The sequence below is a fragment of the Thermoleptolyngbya sichuanensis A183 genome (genome assembly GCF_013177315.1).
Lineage (GTDB): Bacteria > Cyanobacteriota > Cyanobacteriia > Elainellales > Elainellaceae > Thermoleptolyngbya > Thermoleptolyngbya sichuanensis.
In genome coordinates, this window is the sequence record NZ_CP053661.1 from 1,336,362 (window position 1) to 1,355,167 (window position 18,806).

At 55.5% G+C, this 18,806-nt stretch carries 15 protein-coding genes; 6 read left to right on the top strand and 9 right to left on the bottom strand.

The features are described from left to right. Positions 1 to 93 precede the first annotated feature (93 nt). The 4 genes from HPC62_RS05730 to HPC62_RS05745 all read right to left on the bottom strand — a co-directional run bounded on the left by HPC62_RS05730 (position 94) and on the right by HPC62_RS05745 (position 3,392). The gene (locus tag HPC62_RS05730; protein ID WP_172354152.1) at positions 94 to 528 is read right to left on the bottom strand and encodes a hypothetical protein; all 435 of its coding nucleotides are present in this window, start codon (positions 526 to 528) and stop codon (positions 94 to 96) included. Between the two features lie 319 nt (positions 529 to 847). Continuing rightward, entirely contained in the window at positions 848 to 1,423 is a 576-nt protein-coding gene (gene mreD / locus HPC62_RS05735; protein WP_172354153.1) for a rod shape-determining protein MreD, read from the bottom strand. A gap of 18 nt (positions 1,424 to 1,441) precedes the next feature. Continuing rightward, entirely contained in the window at positions 1,442 to 2,242 is an 801-nt protein-coding gene (gene mreC, locus HPC62_RS05740; protein ID WP_172354154.1) for a rod shape-determining protein MreC, read from the bottom strand. A gap of 142 nt (positions 2,243 to 2,384) precedes the next feature. Then, positions 2,385 to 3,392 (bottom strand): rod shape-determining protein, encoded by a 1,008-nt coding sequence (locus tag HPC62_RS05745; protein WP_172358799.1) that lies wholly within the window; start codon positions 3,390 to 3,392, stop codon positions 2,385 to 2,387. 1,138 nt (positions 3,393 to 4,530) lie between these two features. On the opposite strand from HPC62_RS05745, the gene HPC62_RS05750 reads away from it, so the two are divergent. Next, positions 4,531 to 4,899, top strand: a complete 369-nt coding sequence (locus HPC62_RS05750) for a single-stranded DNA-binding protein (RefSeq protein WP_172354155.1) — start codon at positions 4,531 to 4,533, stop codon at positions 4,897 to 4,899. A gap of 242 nt (positions 4,900 to 5,141) precedes the next feature. Continuing rightward, the gene (locus tag HPC62_RS05755; protein ID WP_172354156.1) at positions 5,142 to 5,282 is read left to right on the top strand and encodes a hypothetical protein; all 141 of its coding nucleotides are present in this window, start codon (positions 5,142 to 5,144) and stop codon (positions 5,280 to 5,282) included. A gap of 177 nt (positions 5,283 to 5,459) precedes the next feature. Here the strand turns inward: HPC62_RS05755 and HPC62_RS05760 are convergent, their stop codons facing one another. Together HPC62_RS05760 and mrdA are read right to left on the bottom strand one after the other, a co-directional pair. Then, a complete protein-coding gene (locus HPC62_RS05760) occupies positions 5,460 to 6,983 on the bottom strand; it encodes a flavin monoamine oxidase family protein (RefSeq protein WP_172354157.1) in 1,524 nt (507 codons plus the stop codon). Positions 6,984 to 7,333: 350 nt separating this feature from the next. Beyond that, positions 7,334 to 9,154 carry a penicillin-binding protein 2 gene (gene mrdA / locus HPC62_RS05765; protein WP_172354158.1) on the bottom strand — a complete coding sequence of 607 codons (1,821 nt, stop codon included), beginning with the start codon at positions 9,152 to 9,154 and terminating at the stop codon, positions 7,334 to 7,336. Between the two features lie 765 nt (positions 9,155 to 9,919). Between mrdA and HPC62_RS05770 the strand changes: the two genes are divergently transcribed. From HPC62_RS05770 to HPC62_RS05785, 4 genes are all read left to right on the top strand, one after another. Further along, the gene (locus HPC62_RS05770) at positions 9,920 to 11,059 is read left to right on the top strand and encodes an ABC transporter ATP-binding protein (RefSeq protein ID WP_172354159.1); all 1,140 of its coding nucleotides are present in this window, start codon (positions 9,920 to 9,922) and stop codon (positions 11,057 to 11,059) included. A 153-nt stretch (positions 11,060 to 11,212) separates the two neighbouring features. Next, entirely contained in the window at positions 11,213 to 12,418 is a 1,206-nt protein-coding gene (locus HPC62_RS05775) for an ABC transporter substrate-binding protein (RefSeq protein WP_172354160.1), read from the top strand. A gap of 120 nt (positions 12,419 to 12,538) precedes the next feature. Then, a complete protein-coding gene (locus tag HPC62_RS05780; protein WP_225906925.1) occupies positions 12,539 to 13,396 on the top strand; it encodes an ABC transporter permease in 858 nt (285 codons plus the stop codon). Positions 13,397 to 13,425: 29 nt separating this feature from the next. Further along, entirely contained in the window at positions 13,426 to 14,253 is an 828-nt protein-coding gene (locus HPC62_RS05785) for an ABC transporter permease (protein ID WP_172354162.1), read from the top strand. Positions 14,254 to 14,408: 155 nt separating this feature from the next. Here HPC62_RS05785 and tkt read toward each other — a convergent pair whose 3' ends face one another. The 3 genes from tkt to acpP all read right to left on the bottom strand — a co-directional run bounded on the left by tkt (position 14,409) and on the right by acpP (position 18,451). Next, a complete protein-coding gene (tkt, locus tag HPC62_RS05790) occupies positions 14,409 to 16,421 on the bottom strand; it encodes a transketolase (protein ID WP_172354163.1) in 2,013 nt (670 codons plus the stop codon). 416 nt (positions 16,422 to 16,837) lie between these two features. After that, positions 16,838 to 18,097, bottom strand: coding sequence for a beta-ketoacyl-ACP synthase II (gene fabF, locus HPC62_RS05795; RefSeq protein WP_172354164.1), 1,260 nt, complete (start codon positions 18,095 to 18,097; stop codon positions 16,838 to 16,840). Between the two features lie 111 nt (positions 18,098 to 18,208). Beyond that, complete coding sequence (gene acpP, locus HPC62_RS05800) at positions 18,209 to 18,451, bottom strand: acyl carrier protein (RefSeq protein WP_068512699.1); 243 nt, start codon at positions 18,449 to 18,451, stop codon at positions 18,209 to 18,211. Between the last annotated feature and the right edge of the window lie 355 nt (positions 18,452 to 18,806).

Here is an 18,806-nt window from a genome sequence, read left to right on the forward strand (position 1 = left end):
GGCCAAACCGCTCCGGCAGCTCCCCTTTTTAAGGGAGATTTAGGAGGATCGACTCAGGGCAATCAACGACCTGGAAAGCTTTAAAGCACTGACTTAGCCCTGGGATCTGACCTGACGCGCCATGTCTAGAAACGGATTGAGGCTGGGGCCAGGGCGACGACGACCGCTCCGGCTGCTGCTCAACACCACAAAATTCGGCGCAAAGGTTTGATCAGCCGCAGGCGAAGCCTCAGGTGTAGGCTTGGCAGCCGGAGCCGGGGACGGAGCCGCAGCCGCAGGAGCCTTGCCATTCGACGTAACATCCGTTGCAGGAGGCGCAACCGTAGCCACAGCCGCCGCAGGGGCAGGGGCAGCCACGGGCGCTTCAGTCGTCGCAGGGGCAGCCTCAGCAACCGGAGCCGCAGGCGCAGCACTACTAGAAGGCTCAGCCTCTAGAAAATATTCTGAAGACTTGCCCAAGCCCAGCAGCTTGCCCAGCCCACCCAAAAACGAGAACAGTCCCCCAATTAGTTTCTTAATTAAACCCATTGTTGCGATCGCTCCAAGAAATGCGTCTGTGTGTTCAATGCGTCTATGTGGTCGCAAAAGCTTTTTTCGTCAAGAAAACGCAGGAGAATCCCTAAATTTTCTCGCTCGTCATCTAATCTTTTGGCTGAACGTGCTGCTCCGGTCGCTTAGCATATCAGCTTTGGGTAAAAATACTTAGAGCCTTCTCTGGAAGCCAGACTGAGCAAGATTTCAGCTACCCCTATTATCCCTGTCAATGGACATTCAGAGATGCGTTGTTGACCAAGTTGATCAAAAAATTTTAGACACCGTGGATCAGTGGTAACGCCCCAGTTCCTCTCTAGGCCTGGAGTTGATCTGCCAGACTCACTCGCTGCCACCAGCGATTCAGTGGGTAATAAAGCGCTGGTGCCCAGAGGCTACTGAGAATGGCAGAGCAGAGGGCAATTTGCTGGTGATAGTTCCAAATCTCTGAAAGCGTGCGGGAGGAAAGGCGATCGGGTACTCGTAGATCTTGAAGCATGAATTGAAACGCCGTCACGGTTTCCGCAATCACCGCCATGCCAAACACAATCAGCGCCACCGAAATAAAGTCTTCTTGGATATAGCGCTGCTTTTGAATCAATGCTGTAAGCAACCCCACCAGCGCGAGACTCAGTGTATGAGTTGGGTTGGCCGCCGTCATGCCGTCTTGCAGCAGCCCCAGCACAACTCCGGCGATCGCACCCTGCCAGGGCGATCGCTTGACACTCCAGGCCACAACCCAGATCAGCAGCCAGTTTGGCCCCACCCCCAACAGTTCCATCCCTACAAACCGGGTTGGCAAAACCAGCAAACAGGCCAAGACTGAGCCAGCCGTTACCAGTGCATTTAGCGCCTGCCTCAAATAAGGACTCAGAAGCAGCAAATCATTCATAGCACTTAGGCAGGATCATCAGGGCAAGGTCGAGTCTGGTGGCGGCGGGGGCGGCGGGGGCGGTTCAGTAGCAGCAGGTTTTGGATTGGGCGCAACCAGCACCCAGTCCAATGTGCTAATCGGGGCCGATAGCTCGACAATGGCCTCTGGGGCAGGGCTTTTGCTAAAGTCTACTGACTCAATGCGCCCCACAGGCAGCCCTGGCGGAAACAGCTGGCTAAACGACGACGTAGACACGACATCCCCCGGTTTCACATCCGGCACCTTTTCAAAAAACTCCATCACTGCCCGATTGCCCGACTGCCCCCGCATGTAGCCCATAAAGCGAGAGCGGCTAACCGTCACGCCGATACGACTGGTGGGATCACTCACCAACAGCACACGGCTTGTATTCGCCGTCACTTGTACCACTCGCCCCACCAGTCCGCCCGTTCCCGAGACAATAGAACCAACTTCTACCCCGTCTCTCCTTCCCCGTCCCAAGGTCACCTGCTGCCACCAGTGGTCAGCGCTGCGCCCAATAATCGGAGCCGCAATCCCCGGTTGTGGCTGCGTCGTATTGTAGTTCAACAATTCTTGGAGTCGGCGGTTTTGGCTTTCTAGCTCAATTAAGCGCTGCTGCAACTCTTGAACCTGGGCGTTATTCAGGATTTCGGCGCGAGTCGGGCCTTTAGCCTGAAACGGGGCGCTGATCGCTCGATATAGCTCTAGCACAAATGCACCCTGGGTTTGCCTGAGCATCCACGCAGTGCTAAGAGCCAGCACTGCTAGCCCCAGCCGCAACCCATTCTTCCCCCACCATCGACGCAGTACGTACATTAGCCGCGCTCAATCCTCATCGCCAGCGCTTCACACAAGTCCTGAAATGCTTGATACGAATCCTGAGAGGAATCCCCACGAAAACTGGAAATACTTGCTCAGAACACCAATTCAGAATACTGGTAAGCTATACAGCCTTACGCTACATATTGCGAGAGTGTCCGCTAAAGACCCGCTCAAGCTGCTTGAAGTTTTCTAGCACACGCCCAGTGCCCAGCACTACGCAACTCAGTGGGTCGGCTGCAACGTGAACCACAATTCCTGTCTCATGGCTGATCAGGGTATCTAGCCCACGCAGCAAGGCTCCGCCCCCTGCCAGCATGATCCCCCGATCGATGATGTCTGCCGCCAGTTCAGGAGGGGTGCGCTCCAGCGTGCGCTTAACAGCTTCGATGATGACCGACAGAGGTTCTGCCATCGCTTCACGGATCTCTGGCGCTTTCACCGAAACGGTGCGGGGCAGCCCCGACAGTAGGTGCAGCCCTCGAACATCCATAATGATGTCGTCATGGTTGTCCGTTGGATAGGCGGAGCCGACCGTGATTTTGATTTCCTCTGCTGTACGTTCCCCAATCACCAGGTTGTGAACCTTTTTCATATATTGGGAAATGGCCTCGCTTAGCTCGTCGCCAGCAACCCGCACCGATTCGCTCAGCACAGTGCCCTGCAAGCTTAGCACTGCGACCTCGGTGGTGCCACCGCCGATGTCGATAATCATGTTTCCAGTCGGCTCTGCCACAGGCAAGCCAGCCCCAATGGCTGCGGCCACAGGTTCATCAATCAAATAAACATCTCGGGCTCCCGCCTGGGATGCAGCTTCCATCACAGCCCGACGCTCAACGCCCGTCACGCCACTGGGAATGCCAATCACGATACGAGGGGAAACGAGCGTCCGACCTTCATGGACGCGGCGGATGAAGTGCTTGAGCATTAGCTCAGCCGTGTCAAAATCTGCAATCACCCCATCACGCAGGGGGCGCAGTGCCATCACGTTTCCGGGAGTCCGTCCCAGCATCTTCTTGGCATCTTCGCCAACGGCTAGGGGTACTTTCTCGTTTTGGTCGATGGCTACCACTGATGGTTCTTGAAGCACAATGCCCCGACCCGAAACGTAGACCAGGGTGTTTGCTGTGCCCAGGTCGATACCCATGTCGCGTGACAACGAGAAGCGGTTAAAAAGTCCCACTAGCCTAACAAGCTCCTAGTTACAAAAACACTACTGCGATCGCTCTAAATGCCCCGATAACTCAGGTAAAATCCTTGGCTGGCACCTGGTTAACGATTCTGAGGTGATGACGATGCTCAGGGGTAAACTTGCAGATGCTGCCCGATGAACCGGACTTCCCTTTTCAGAGAGCCGCCTTGCTTTTGAAAAGCAGCTTTGCTGCTGATGCTGCACAGATTCGTCATGCCTTGAACTCAACTCTACCTGCACAACGCTGCTAAGCCAATGCCTTCAAAATTTAGTGTTTCCAGATTTAGTGTTTCCAGAATTAGTGTCTCCAAACAATACCTCAGGGTTCCAACCCAGCTCCAAGAATTTAACGCATGAGTATGGAAGAGATTCAAGTACAACAGTCTAACTCCGTCGATGGGATTGTATTACGATTTTTGTCAACCGTCTAGTCGGAATATGCCTAAGAGCTAATTTATGAAGCAAATCTTAAGAAGCCTGAAACTCTTGGCATGTGTGGCTTTGAGGTCATGTTTGCCCAGGAAAAGCGGTTTCTCGGAAATCCTTGATTAACAAGGCTTTCAGGCTCCTTTACAAATTAGCTCTAAGATGCTGATCGGGTTTGGGCTGACTGAGTGAATGAGGACGATTGCCCACACTTGAAGGCCAGCCGCCAACATCTTGTTGCTAGTTCCCGGCTCGATCTGGTCATTAGATCCTGACGGATTGCACCCCGCTCACGATACCGCAAAACTGATCCCTGTGGCGCAAGATACCAGGAAGATTATGGAAGGTGGATGGATGGGGGCGATCGCGCAGTTGGCGATCGCCAACCGATGCCAATTTGACGATGTTTCCGGCGCTTGCTAAAGCGAAAAAATTTGGACAAAACAGTCTGGCAATCATCCGGCAATCAAGGGAGCAACCGCTTCAAAATCCGGCTAGATCCTGTTAAAATAGGACAGGCATACTACACAAGGCGATATGCAATTCTAATCATTCCTCTGATTTTTTTAGGAATTAATTTTGAAAGGATTGATCGACTCAGATTTTCTTCGTCTTTGGCTTTAGTTGCTGTTTCCAAAGTTTTGATTTTAGGTTTGGGGAATATCCTATGAGCTTGAACGTCGTTACCTTGGTGGGTCGGGCGGGTCGTGATCCGGATGTAAAGTATTTCGAGTCGGGTAGCGTGGTCTGCAAGTTTACGCTGGCAGTGAACCGCCGCACGCGCAACAGCGACGAGCCAGACTGGTTCAACCTGGAGATGTGGGGCAAGACGGCTGAAGTAGCTGCAAACTATGTCCGAAAAGGCAGCCTGATTGGAGTCAGCGGCTCTCTCAAGTTTGAATACTGGAAAGATCGAGCCACTGGAGCCGATCGCTCTGCGCCTGTGATTCGGGTTGACCGAATGGAATTGCTGGGATCTAAGCGTGACAATGAGGCGGCGGCAGCCTCTGGTGGCTATGCCGATGATGAGTTCTAGACAGTGCGGCCTGAGTTTTAGCAAGGGGCGATCGCCCATCGGACAAAAGCTCGCCTAAGGTTCGGCATATTCTCACGGTTGCTTCAGTTTCCTCACAAAAGGGTTCTGGGGCACTCAGTGCTGTTTCAGGTTCCCCTCAGCCAGAGCCGCCAAGATGTGAGTTATCTCGGAAAGGACTCCCAAGCCTTGCCAATAGCAGGCCGGAACCTTCTACGGATTGACTAACATCAAGGAGGTTTGCGATGAAACGAATTGTTCTCGTGGCGCTGTTTGCGCTGGTGCTGTTTACAGCCGTTGCTCCAGTGGCGCTTGCTCGAAGAGGAACTAGTACCTGTCCTCTGGACGGAACCCGCTGCGTTGGATCGGGGGGCGGCGGCGATTAGGATTGGGCGATCGCACTATGAAATCGCCCTGTAAGATTGCCCAGTCAAATCGCGCTGTGAAATCGCGCTGTGAGATTACACTGCGAAATCGCCCTGTGATGTAGACGATAAAAGACCCTGGCAGAAGATGGGAATCTTGCCAGGGTTTCTGATGAAGCTACCAGGTCTTTTCAACTTTTATGCCTGAAGAATGCTGCGGGTAGCGATTTCAGCCGTCTCTACTGCGCCATTCATATAGCCCTGGGATTCTAGAGAGCAGTGTTCCCCTGCGAACCAGAGATTGCCCACCCGCTCGATTTCGGCTCCGGCGATCGCCGTCCACTGCCCGGGCCGATAGCAGGAATAAGACCCCAGCGCGTGGGGTTCGGCCGCCCAAATTGCGCGGAGCGATCGCCCTTTTTGCACTTCAGCAATGCCTGGAAAGATCTGGTCTAGATCAGCGGCGAGCGCCTTGGCGTGGGTGGCGGGGCTATCGGCCGCCAGCAATACGCCCTGTCGTCCCGCCCGTAGGTCTGTCACCCAGGCGCTCGGCCCCGGCGAGTAGCGGGCGCTTTCCCAGGTATTTTGAAAATCCAGGTCAGTGTAGACGCTGATGGTGGAGCCGTAGCGGGTGCGCCAGATACGCTCCTGGAAGGGGACGGCCAGCTTGCTGCTGGTGCCATAGCCCAACTCGGCGATCGCCTTTTGCTTGACGGGCGGCAGGTCTATCGCGAGTTCCACCTGTCGCAGCACCGAAAACGGAATGGTCAGCAGCACCTTTTCGTAGCTGCGCTCGATGCTCTTGCCGTCTTGTCGCAGGCTGACGCGATAGCGCCCATCGGGGGCGAGGCGAATCGATTCCAGAGCGGTGTTGAGGGCGATCGCCCCCGCAACCCGTTGTGCCAGCGCTTCAGGAATCGACTGGTTGCCGCCGACCACATGCCAACGCTCGTCGCTGTCGCCGTAGGTGCTCCACTGCCCCACCTCTGTCCCAATCAGATAGAGCATGTTCAAGCAGGACATATCTTCTGCGTCTCGTCCAAATTCGGTGATGTAGGCTACCCGCACCAGTTGGTGAATCACCGGGTCAATCTCTGCCGCATCCAGATATTCTGCCAGCGACAGCCGATCGAGCTGGGCGGCGTGGTCATTATGCTGGCGATAGGTGATGCCTCGCCCCATCGCCAGCAAGTCCTGCGTGATTCGCTTGGCGAGGGGGGCAAACCGCTCCACCACTGCCTCATGGCTCACCTTTTGTCCCTGGAAATACAGCACCTCCGGCTCTAGCCCCGCATCAGCCGCCCGCAGGTCAGACAATTCCAGTCCCAATTCTGCGGCCAGAGCGCGGACGTGGGTATGGCGCGTGTCGATAAATTCGCCACCCAGTTCCACTGTCCCCGGCAGTCCATCCGGGTTTCGCACAGTCCGCAGCCGACCGCCGATGCGGGCACTGGCTTCGACTAGCTCAAACGGCATACCTGCCTGCTGGAGCCGATAGGCAGCCGTTAATCCTGCCACACCCGCTCCCACAATCAGCACGGGCGATGAGTTTTCGCCAGAGCGAGTGGGCTGCCCCGATGGATAAGAGCGATCGTCCCCCACCGAGTCTTTCATTCCCAAACTGCCCATCCCCAGCGTGCCACCCAGCACTGCGCCTGCCTGCAACACGCGCCGCCGCGACAGGTTTGCATCCAGCCACCCCGACGCTTCGGGCAGGGACATTTGTGTTTGCTCAGACCATTGCGAAATTCGATAAGCTCGGCGAAAAAGCGTAATTAATCGACTTCTAGACATACAAAACGAAAAACTAAGAAAGACTGGGAATAGATCCCCGGCTCAAAAGCCAGCCGTTATCTAACGTGACATCTCAAGGTGACATCTCAAGGTGATGACATCTAAGGTGACAGTAGCGGCTTCTCACGGGCGCTACGCTTTGCCATCCTGTATCCCCAATCGCCACGCTAGCGCTTTTTTTAGCGAACGGGTGTAAACCTGATGGGCGATCGCCCATCCACAGCGCCCCTGCACAGAAGCGCCCACCATCCCAAAAAGACCAGCCTAAAAGTCCCAGCCTAATCAGACACGACCCCACCCTGGGGCGCAGCCTGGCTATCGGGCTGGGTTTTATTGAAATACGTTTCCAGCACTTGCTTCACCATCGGCGCAGCCACCTTGCCGCCGCCTCCCTCAGGGGAATTCTCGATAAACGCTACCACGACAATTTCTGGATTATCCAGCGGAGCATAGCCGCCATACCAGGCGTGGGATTTGCGCGGTGGATCTTCGGCAGTACCCGTTTTGCCCGCGTTGGGCGGCAGGCTGGGCGTATTCATCACTGTGCCCGTGCCGCTGCTGACCACCCGACGTAGCCCATCTTGCAAAATTCTCAGTGTCGTAGGACTCAGACCAATAGGAGTGCGCCACGAGCGGGCTGCCTCCTGGTCTTTTAGCAAATGGGGACGCACCAAATCACCGCCATTCGCGGGCACTGCAAACATCACCGCCACCTGGAGCGGCGAGGCCTGCATATAGCCCTGACCGATGGACATATTGATGGTGTCGCCGATAAACCATTCCTCATCCAGGTTTTCGCGCTTCCAGACCGGATCGGGCACCAGCCCCGCCGATTCTTCAGCCGCCAGTTCAATGCCCGTTTTCCGTCCAAAGCCGTAGCGCCGCGTCCACTCAATCAGCGGTTCATGGCCCATGCCCATCGCGGTTTGGTAGAAAAACGTATCGCTGCTCCAGGCCATGGCTCCGCGAAAATCCAGCGGCCCAAAGCCTGCATTGTTCCAGTCCCAAAACTTGATACCGCCGACTTCGATGTAGGGTCGAGTCCGAAGAACGGTGCTGGGGGAATAGCGCCCCGACTCAATCGCCGCTGTCGTGGTGACAATCTTAAAGGTGCTGGCCGGCGGATAGCCCTGGAGGGCCCGGTTGACAAACGGATAGGACTTGCTTTGCAACTCCTGCCACTGGGCATCCGTAATGTGGGTAGAAAAAAGATTGGGGTCAAAGGCTGGACGGCTGACGAGCGCCAGTACGGCTCCGTTGCGCGGATCGAGGGCAACGATCGCCCCTTTGCGATCGCCCAACACCGTTTCCGCCGCCTTTTGCAAATCTAGATCCAGCGTCAGCGTCACGGTATTGCCCGCCCGTGCCGACTTTTCGCCCAGCACTCGCAGCACATGGCCCATGCCGTCCACCTCGACCTGCTGCCCGCCCCACTGCCCCCGGAGTTGCCGTTCAAACGCCGCCTCCACGCCCATCTGCCCGACCACATCCCCCAAGCGATAGCCTTCAGACCGCCGCCGTTCCAAGTCTTCGTCTGACATTTCGCCCGTATAGCCCAGCACATGGGCCGCCAGATCCCCGTGGGGATAGTAGCGCACCGCCTCTGCCTGCACCTGCACCCCCGGCATCTGCTGGCTAAACTCGGCCAGCGCTGTTACCTGGGCGGGGCTGATGCCACGAGCGATGCGGAGTAGTTCTGGAGAGCTATAGCCAGCCTGATCTAGCCGCTTCTGGATAGTCTCTTCAGGAATATTGAGGATCGTGGATAGCCGCTTGACAATGGGCCGCCAGTTGGCCTGGCGATTGGCAATCGGCCAGAGAAACACCGCATAGGAAAGGCGGCTCCCTGCCAGCGTCCGCCCTTTGCGGTCGAGGATTCGCCCCCGCTCTGGCGGTCGAGGAATCAGCCGCACCCGGTTGTCGTCTGCCAATTGCCGATTGTATTGCCCTTCGACCAGTTGCAGGTAGGCCAGGCGAGTGCCGATGCCTCCTAGCAGAGCGACGGTGACGGTGAGCATCACCACCAGCGATTGGTAGGACTTGCCCACGGTGCGGCCCGTTTGTTGCCGCACGGTTGGCGGATTTTGCGTCAGCGTCATAAATAAAAACGCGCCCTCTGACAGAACCTCTGAAACCCAGTGCGGGTTGGAGAAACGTTAAATGTTTAGTAAATCATTAAGGTAAATCAATTCACATAGTTTACCGCCATTGATCCCAGTGTTGATCCCCGGTAGTGTCGGATTCAGCTACCTGTATTTTGGACTGTATCTTGGACTGTATCTTGGTATATGGCGATCGCCCCTACATCCCAAACTCGCCATAGCTAGTGCCGAAATCACTCAGCCCAGATTGCCAAACGGTATACCAAACAACCGTTGATTACCCTGGCTTCTTTGAAGATGAAGGGAAAGTTAGCCGGATGGAATGTTTGTTATGCAACATCTGTCCTGCAATGTTTGTTATGGCGTGTCGGCGGCCGTCTGCGTAGATCCAGCTTGAAAAGCGCATAGCGATAGTCGTGACCCCGTCGCGGGCAAACTGACTTACAAGCTGAGTCGCTGTCCCGGAATTGCGAAATGTCCCGGCATTCGAGCATTTCCATCTTGCGAATTTCAAATCCAGCAATTTCAAATCCAAACAGTTTCAAATCCAGCAATTTCACGAGTCTACAGGCTTCATCCCTTAGGATATTTACAAGTCATCAAAGTACGAGTCATAAAATCACATAGGATCAGGCGTTTGTCTGCCCCCTCGTCGCCCATAGGGACTCACATACTCAGCACAAAGACTTAACTGCTAAAATCTCAGACCTAAGCCTTGACCACTGCCCCGTTCTAGCAGAATCTCTACAGGGAATTTGCCACATGGCACAGACCATCACCCCAAATCAGTCCACGGTAGAAACCGAAACCCAATATGATGTCGAACTCCGCAGAGTATTCAAGGTCTTCGATGGCTATACAGCGGTTCGCGGTATCGACTTGAACGTGCGGCAAGGGGAGTTCTTCAGCATTCTTGGCCCTTCCGGCTGCGGCAAAACCACAACGCTGCGCCTGGTGGCGGGGTTCGACGAGCCAACGGCAGGTGAGGTGTTACTCCAAGGCAGGTCAATGGTGGGCGTGCCGCCCTATCGCCGTCCGGTGAATACAGTGTTTCAGAGCTACGCGCTGTTCGGACACATGACCGTGTGGGACAATGTGGCGTTTGGGCTGCGGCTAAAAAATAAGAGCAAGGCAGAGGTTCAAAAAGCAGTTGGAGAAGCGCTGCAACTGGTCAAGATGGAGTCTTTTTCCCGACGCTATCCGGCTCAGCTCTCTGGCGGACAGCAGCAGCGGGTCGCGCTGGCGCGGGCGCTGGCAAACCAGCCAACCGTCGTGCTGCTTGACGAGCCATTGGGAGCGCTAGATCTGAAGCTGCGGAAAGAAATGCAGGTGGAGCTTTCAACGCTGCATCGAGAACTGGGTGTCACATTCATCATGGTGACCCATGATCAGGAAGAAGCCCTCAGCCTGTCCGATCGGATTGCCGTGATGAATGAGGGGCGGGTAGAGCAAATTGGCACGCCCAGCGAGATTTACGAGTTTCCAGCTACGCCCTTTGTGGCCGACTTCATTGGCGAGACGAATCTATTCCAAGGGTATATGGCTGCCGCAGACCCGATGTTGATAAAAGTGGAAACCGAGCGCGGACTCCAGATGGTGGTGAAGCCGACGGAGGCTTGCCCCGGCGCGGCAGCGGAGCCTGTTGTGGTCAGCATTCGCCCCGAAAAGGTGCGGCTGTCGCTAGAGCCTCCTGGTAGCGAAACGAACTGTTTTGAAGGACGACTCCGGCACACTATGTACCTGGGCACCCATGTCCACTATGTGGTCGATTTGCCGACGGGGGATATGGTGACGGTGATGCGCCCAAATCGCCCAGAGTCGATGCTCCAGGTTGATATGCCTGTGTACGTATCCTGGTCGGCGGCAGATGCACTTCCCCTTGCAATTCAGCCTGGAGCCTAGAGCCTGGAAGCTAGAGCCTGGAGCCTAGAGCCTGGAACCCAGGGCCAAGGACGAAGGCGTTGGGAGTCAAGATTGGATGCACTCCTTGGAATTACTGCCCTCAAAGGGGGCGGTTATTCTTCGCATGGACACCGCAGTTTTAGGAGATTTGCTATGCCTCCCTATCGATTTTCTGGTCGTTCCAATTCTGAATCCTCGCTGAGGCGGAATCCTGGCGGTGGGCGATCGCCCTATTCCTCCGCCTCCCGCGCCAGCCGTCGCCGCTTTTTGCAGTTGTCGAGTGCAGCTTTCTCTGGCGTGCTGTTGAGCAATTGCGCCCGAAACATTGGTACAACGGGCAGTTCTGCCGCCACAGACACTTCCGCCGCCTCACCGCCCAGCAGCGGAGATAATACCCTCCACGTCTACACTTGGTCAGCCTACATCGATGAAGACCTGCTGAAGGGCTTTGAGCAAGACACCGGGATTAAGGTCATTGCCGATGTCTATGACTCCAACGAAACCATGCTGGCTCGAATGCAGGCCGGTGGCGGCAGCCAGTACAGCATCGTCTATCCTTCCGACTACATGGTAGAACTCATGATCGAGGAAGAGATGCTGCTCGAAATCGACCAAGACCGCGTTCCTGGCTATGCCGATCTTCTGGAGCAGTGGCAAGATCCTCCCTACGACCCTGGCAATCGACACAGCGTGCCCTATACCTGGGGCACAACAGGGCTGGTCTACAACAAAGAATTGGTGAAGAAGCCCATTACCGACTGGTCTGACCTGTGGGAACGAAAGTCTGAGCTATCTCGAAGAATGACCTTGCTCAACGACGTGCGTGAGGTTATGGGCATGGCCCTAAAGATGCTGGGCTTTTCCAACAGCACCCAAGATCCCAAAGAAATTGAAGCTGCCTACAAAAAGCTGCAAGAACTCAAGCCCGCGATCAATGCCTTTACAACTGACGGTTGGCGAGATCAGATGGCGGTGGGCGACCTGGCCGTGGCCCATGCCTACTCGGTGGATGGCATCGATATGGTGCTGGAAAATCCCCAGCTAGAATACGTAGTGCCGTCCAGTGGCGCAACGGTTTGGACGGACACCATCGCCATTCCTAAAACGGCTCCCAACGTGGATGCCGCCTATAAATGGATTGAGTATTCGGTAGAACCGCAGACGGCAGCAAAGAATCTAGGACGGCTCAAACTGCCCACGCCCAACCAGAAAACGCTGACGCTATTGCCGAAGGAGCTGGTCGAAAACCCAGATCTCTTCCCCCCCGAAGAAATTCTGGCAAAGTGTGAGGTTCTTGCCAATGTAGGCGAAGCGGTCGATATTTATGATCGGTACTGGACGCAGTTGACTAGCGCCTAACCCTGTTTTTGAGCGATCGCTCTCAATATTTTTTCCACTATGGCAACCTCCGCTCCGCTCTCCCCGACTCCAGAAGTCGAACCCCAGCGCCCTGCCAGCAAGGGACTCAAGCAGCGGCTGATGGGTTTGATTCAGCCCTTTGTCTTGCTGGGGCCGCCAGGGCTTTGGCTGCTGTTGCTGCTGGTCGTGCCGACGCTGATGATCCTGGAGCTGAGCCTGATTCCAGGATTCCGTCCTGGCAGCCAGCCCGCACCCTACGGTCTGGGCAACTATGCCAAAATCTTTGAGCTAATTGACGGTCAGGCGATTTATCTGTGGGTGATTGGGCGATCAGTGTTTTTTGCGATCGCCAGTACGCTCCTTTGCCTCTTGCTGGGGTTTCCCGTCGCCTACTGGATTGCGGTGATGGCTCCTGCCCGCTGGCGCAACCTGCTGTTGGTCAGCTTTGTGCTGCCCCTGTGGACATCCTCTCTGCTGCGCTCCTACGCCTGGATCACCATTCTGCGGCCGACGGGCGTGCTGAACTTGCTGCTGAGTACCCTCCGCTTGCCAACGCTGGATATTCTGAACACCCAGACTGCCGTGATGATCGGGTTGGCCTATAACTTTTTGCCCTATATGGTGCTGATCCTCTACGCTTCGCTGGAGCGGCTTGATAAGCGGCTGCTAGAGGCGGCGGCTGATCTGGGGGCAACTCCCCAGCAGGGCTTTTGGAAAGTCACCGTGCCCCAGACGCTCCCTGGCATCGCTGCCGCCTGCCTGCTGGTATTTATTACCAGCCTGGGGGATTTTGTGGTGCCTGAACTGCTGGGCGGAGCATCCAGTATGACTATGGCCCGCCTCATTTACAACCAGTTCCTTGGCGCGACTCGCAACTGGGGCTTTGGCTCTGCCCTCAGCATGGTGCTGATTGGCGCGATGGGGCTGGGCATTGTGCTGCTGCTGAAGTATGGCGATCGCAAGCTAGAGAATTATTAATATTCCCCCGTTTTCCCCGGTTTCCCACTATGACCGCAACCCTCGATCTGCCCAAAACCGTTGCCGCCAAACGCCGCCTCTCCTGGCAGTTTCTCTTTACGCTGGTGATGTTTGCGTTCATGTACATCCCGGTGCTGGTGCTGGCGTTTTTTAGCTTCAACGCATCGCCCTTTAGTGCAGGCTGGAGCGGCTTTTCGTTGCAGTGGTATCAGCGCATGTTCAACGACACGCGGATTCTATCAGCACTGGCGGATAGCTTGTCGGTGGCGCTGCTGGCCGTGGGCATTGCGGCCGTGCTGGGCACGCTGATGGCGGTGGGGCTAGCCCGCTACACCTTTCCCGGCAAGCAGTTGTATCAGGGCATTTCCTACCTGCCGCTGATTATTCCTGATATTGCGATCGCCGTTGCAACACTCGTATTTCTGGCTTCGCTGGCAATTCCCCTGAGCCTGTGGACAGTCGTGGCGGCACACATTGTCTTTTGCCTCGCCTATATTGCGGTCGTCGTCTCGACGCGGCTCACGGGCATGAATCCTCACCTAGAAGAAGCGGCGCTGGATCTGGGCGCAACTCCGTTCCAAGCATTTATTAAGGTGCTGCTGCCCCAGCTTATGCCTGCAATTCTCTCCGGCTGTCTGTTGGCGTTTGTGCTAAGCATGGATGATCTGCTGATTTCCAGCTTCACCGCAGGCGGCGGCACCACGACGTTGCCAATGGAGATTTTTAGCCGCGTCCGCACAGGCGTAAAGCCCGACATTAACTCACTGAGCGTCGTGCTAATTCTGGCATCCGGCACCCTGGCCTTTGCGGCGGAGCTCATTCGCTATCGCAGCGAACAACAGCGGCTAGATGGGTAAGCCTAAGAAGACTGTTCCAAAACATATTCTAAAACATAAAGGTTCATTAAAAGAAAGTCCATAATATCCAAATATCCACAATAAAAGTCCTATGCAAAGCCCAGCCAAGAGCGAATCGAGGCTGGGCTTTGGAAATGGTTTAGCAAAGCAACGGCTTAGCCAAGTAGCGCCTTAGCACGGCTCAGCACATTGTCTACCGTGAAGCCAAACTTCTCCATGCAAACGCCGCCAGGAGCCGACGCGCCAAAGGTGTCAATACCGAGAATATCTCCTTCGCTACCTGCATACTTATGCCAGCCGAAGGTCGTCCCTGCTTCCACGACCAAGCGCTTGGTCACCGCTTTGGGCAACATCGACTCTTTGTAAGCAGCGTCCTGCGCTTCAAACAATTCGGTAGACGGCATAGAAACCACGCGAACTTTCTTACCTTCTGCGGCCAGTTGTTCTGCGGCCTTGACACAGAGATTCACTTCCGAACCCGTGCCAATCAAGATTAGATCCGGCGTGCCGTCGCACCCGATCACCGTGTAGCCGCCTTTGCCCACGCCTTCGATCGAGCTACCTGCCAGATTGGGCAGACCTTGGCGCGACAGGGCCAACAGCGTCGGGCGGTTCTTCCGAGCGTTTTCGATCGCCACTTTATAAGCACCAGAGGTTTCCGTACCGTCCGCAGGGCGAATCACCGTCAGGTCAGGGATAGCCCGCAGCGAGGCGATGGTTTCCACAGGCTGGTGGGTCGGGCCGTCTTCGCCCAGGGCCACGGAATCGTGCGTCATCACCCAGATCACGCCGCACTCCGCCAGCGCCGACAGGCGAATTGCGCCACGCATGTAGTCGGTAAACACCAGGAAGGTTGCGCCGTAGGGAATTAGCCCGGAACCATGCAGCGCAATGCCGTTGCAAATTGCGCCCATGCCGTGTTCGCGCACGCCAAAGTGGATATTGCGGTTTTCGTAAGCGCCTTTCTGGAAATTGCCGCTGATTTCTAGCTCCGTCAGGTTGGAGTGGGTCAGGTCGGCCGAGCCGCCAATGAGTTCTGGCAATACCGGAGCCAGCGCGTTAAGGCAGATTTCCGAGTGCTTGCGGCTGGCTAGCGCCTTATCTTCAGGCTTGTAGGTGGGCAGCACTTTGTCCCAACCCTCAGGCAGCTTGCCGCTCAGCAGGCGATCAAACTCCGCCGCTTCCTGAGGATACTTGGTCTTGTATTGTGCCCAGGTTTCCTGCCACTCGGCTTCGTAGCTAGCACCGCGCTCGATGGCTTTGCGAGTGTGGGCCAGGGCTTCGTCAGGAACGACAAAAGGATCGTAGGTCCAGCCCAGGTTTTCGCGAGTCAGCTTGATTTCGGCTTCGCCCAGTGCTGCGCCGTGAACGCCAGCGGTGTTGGCTTTGTTGGGAGAGCCATAGCCGATGGTGGTGGTGACTTTAATAAGCGTTGGCTTGTCGGTAACGGACTTGGCTTCGGCGATCGCCCTGGCAATTCCCTCCAAATCCGTGTTGCCGTCCTGCACATGCAGCACATGCCAGCCGTAGGCTTCAAAGCGCTTAGACACGTCTTCCGTGAAAGCAATGTCCGTGGAGCCGTCAATCGAAATGTGGTTGTCGTCGTAGAGCGCGATCAGCTTGCCCAGCCCCAGGTGACCCGCCAGCGAGCAGGCTTCGCCGGAAATCCCTTCCATGTTGCAGCCGTCGCCCAGGATGACGTAGGTGTAGTGATCTACCAGGGTCAGGTCGGGCTTGTTGAACTTGGCAGCGAGGTGCGCTTCGGCGATCGCCAGACCAACCGCATTGGCAATGCCCTGGCCGAGCGGCCCGGTCGTGACCTCAATGCCAGGAGTCTCAAAGTTTTCGGGGTGGCCAGGCGTTTTTGAACCCCACTGACGGAAGTTCTTGATTTCGTCCAGCGTGACGCTATCGTAGCCTGCCAGATACATCAGGGCGTACTGCAACATACAGCCGTGCCCAGCCGACAGCACAAAGCGATCGCGGTTAAACCACTTGGGGTTTTTGGGATTAAACCGCATGAACTGATCCCACAGCACAAACGCCATCGGCGCAGCACCCATAGGCAAGCCAGGGTGTCCAGACTTTGCCTTTTCAACAGCATCGATCGCCAAAAACCGGATGGAATTAATACAGAGTTGTTCGAGGGTTAGGGTCGCAACAGCCATTGTCTTCTTTCTACTCAACGACGGGTGACAGGCGCTCACAAACACGCCAAAACAGGCAAGCAGGGCGGATAGGCAAACAGAAGAATCCTGAATCACCAAAGGCATCTTCCCCATCATCCCACTACAGGGGATCACAGGTGAAAGATTTCTTGGGCGATCGCACTAGGCAAATATACTCAATAAAATTAGCTTAACGGTTTATGGAAAACTGGACAAGGGTTAATCACAGCTTTCTGTAAAGCCGAATACTGTATAGGCTACAGGCAACTTGATAGGCAACTGGGCAGCTTAGAGGTTAGTTTCGCTACTTTGGTTAGCTTCGCTACTTTGGGGCACTGCTTCAGAGTCTTGACTCTCAGAGTTTTGACTGACCGACTTCCCATCGGATGCAGGAAAAATCGCAAGAAATCCAGACTTTAACCCTGATATTTGCGGAAAGCCAGCGTCACGTTGTGGCCGCCAAAGCCAAAAGAGTTAGACAGCGCTGCATCGACCGTCTGGCTACGGCTCTCGTTTGCCACGTAGTCCAGGTCGCAGGCGGGGTCTGGGTTTTCTAGATTAATCGTGGGAGGTACACGGTTGTTAGCCACGGCCATCACAGTCGCCACAGCCTCAATGCCGCCCGATCCGCCCAACAGGTGGCCTGTCATGGACTTAGTGGAACTGACAGTGAGCTTGTACGCTTGATCGCCCAAGGCAGTTTTAATGGCCGCCGTCTCAGTAGAGTCATTAGCAGGCGTGCTAGTGCCGTGGGCATTGATGTAGTGAATCTCTTCAGGACGCAAGCCTGCGTCTTTCATTGCAAGCTGCATTGCACGGGCAGCCCCTGCGCCACCGGGAACAGGCGAGGTAATGTGATAGGCATCGCAGGTCATGCCATAGCCGACAATCTCGGCATAGATCCGCGCCCCCCGGCTGAGGGCATGTTCCAGTTCTTCCAGAATGAGAATGCCAGCGCCCTCGCCCATCACAAATCCATCGCGATCCTTGTCGAACGGGCGGCAGGCATGTAGCGGATCATCATTGCGGGTGGATAGGGCTTTGGCCGAAGCAAAGCCCGCTACAGACAAAGGCGTGACGGCCGCCTCTGTGCCGCCGCAAATCATTGCCTGAGCAAATCCCCGCTGCAAAATGCGAAACGCATCGCCAATGGCATTTGACCCAGCCGCACAGGCTGTCACTGTGCAGTTGTTGGGCCCCTTTGCCCCCACTTGAATCGCCGTCAGCCCGGCCGCCATGTTGGCAATCATCATCGGCACAGTGAACGGGCTACAGCGATCGGGGCCGCGCGTTAGAAACACTTCCTGCTGGTCTTCCATGACCTTAAGTCCGCCAATGCCTGTGCCGATGAGCGTGCCGACCTGTTCAGCATTCAGATCGTTAATGACAAAATTGGCATCGGCGAGGGCTTGCTTGCTGGCAGACACCGCAAATTGGGCAAAGCGATCCATGCGCTTCGCTTCTTTACGATCCATGTAAAGCTGTGGGTCAAAGTTTTTGACCTCGCCCGCAATGCGGCAGTCGTGGCGAGACGCATCGAACAGCGTAATCGGGCCAATGCCGTTACGACCGCTCATTAAACCGTCCCAGTATTCCGCCAGGGTGTTGCCAATGGGCGTAATGGCACCCAGACCCGTAACCACGACGCGCTTTAATCCAGAATCCAAAGTTGTCATGACAGCAAATTCGTGGGCTTTTGCCCAAACCACAGGATAGCCGAGACCTATAGATAGCCAGGGCAGAGAACAGCAGGAGGTTGGAGAAGGCGTGGAAGCTTGCGTCCAGTCCTACGCAGCGACCTTTTGCTTGATGTAGTCCACAGCAGCTTGAACCGTTGCGATGCCTTCGGCGGCTTCGTCAGGAATTTCGATGTCGAATTCTTCCTCTAGCGCCATCACCAGTTCAACCGTGTCTAGAGAGTCTGCGCCCAAGTCGTTGGCAAAGTTAGACTCAGGGTTGACTTCACTCTCTTCGACGCTCAGTTGCTCGGATACGATCTTTTTGACCTTTGTGAGAATCTCGTCGCTCATAGCTTTTATGTTCCTACCCAACGCGGATGCAAGTTGAGAAATTCAAAGAAATTCAATCTGTTGTGCAAGTCTAGCCGAATCCAAACTTGAAACTCGACAGAACTGGACACTGCCTGTCTCTGTCCGCAAGGCTTGCGATGTGCCGGGAACCGACGATGCGCTTGACCTAGTGAGAAATTAGGCATTCCTTCATATTATCTGAAAGCGTGACGAGCTAAAACGGAGGGTAGAAAAACTAGAAAACTAGGGATTAGGAGTGATTGCTCCGCAACGCTAGCGCTGGGGAACTGGACAAAGATATGAAAAGAGCAAAAAAAAGGGGGCGATCGCCCCTCCATTCACAAAACTTGGTTTT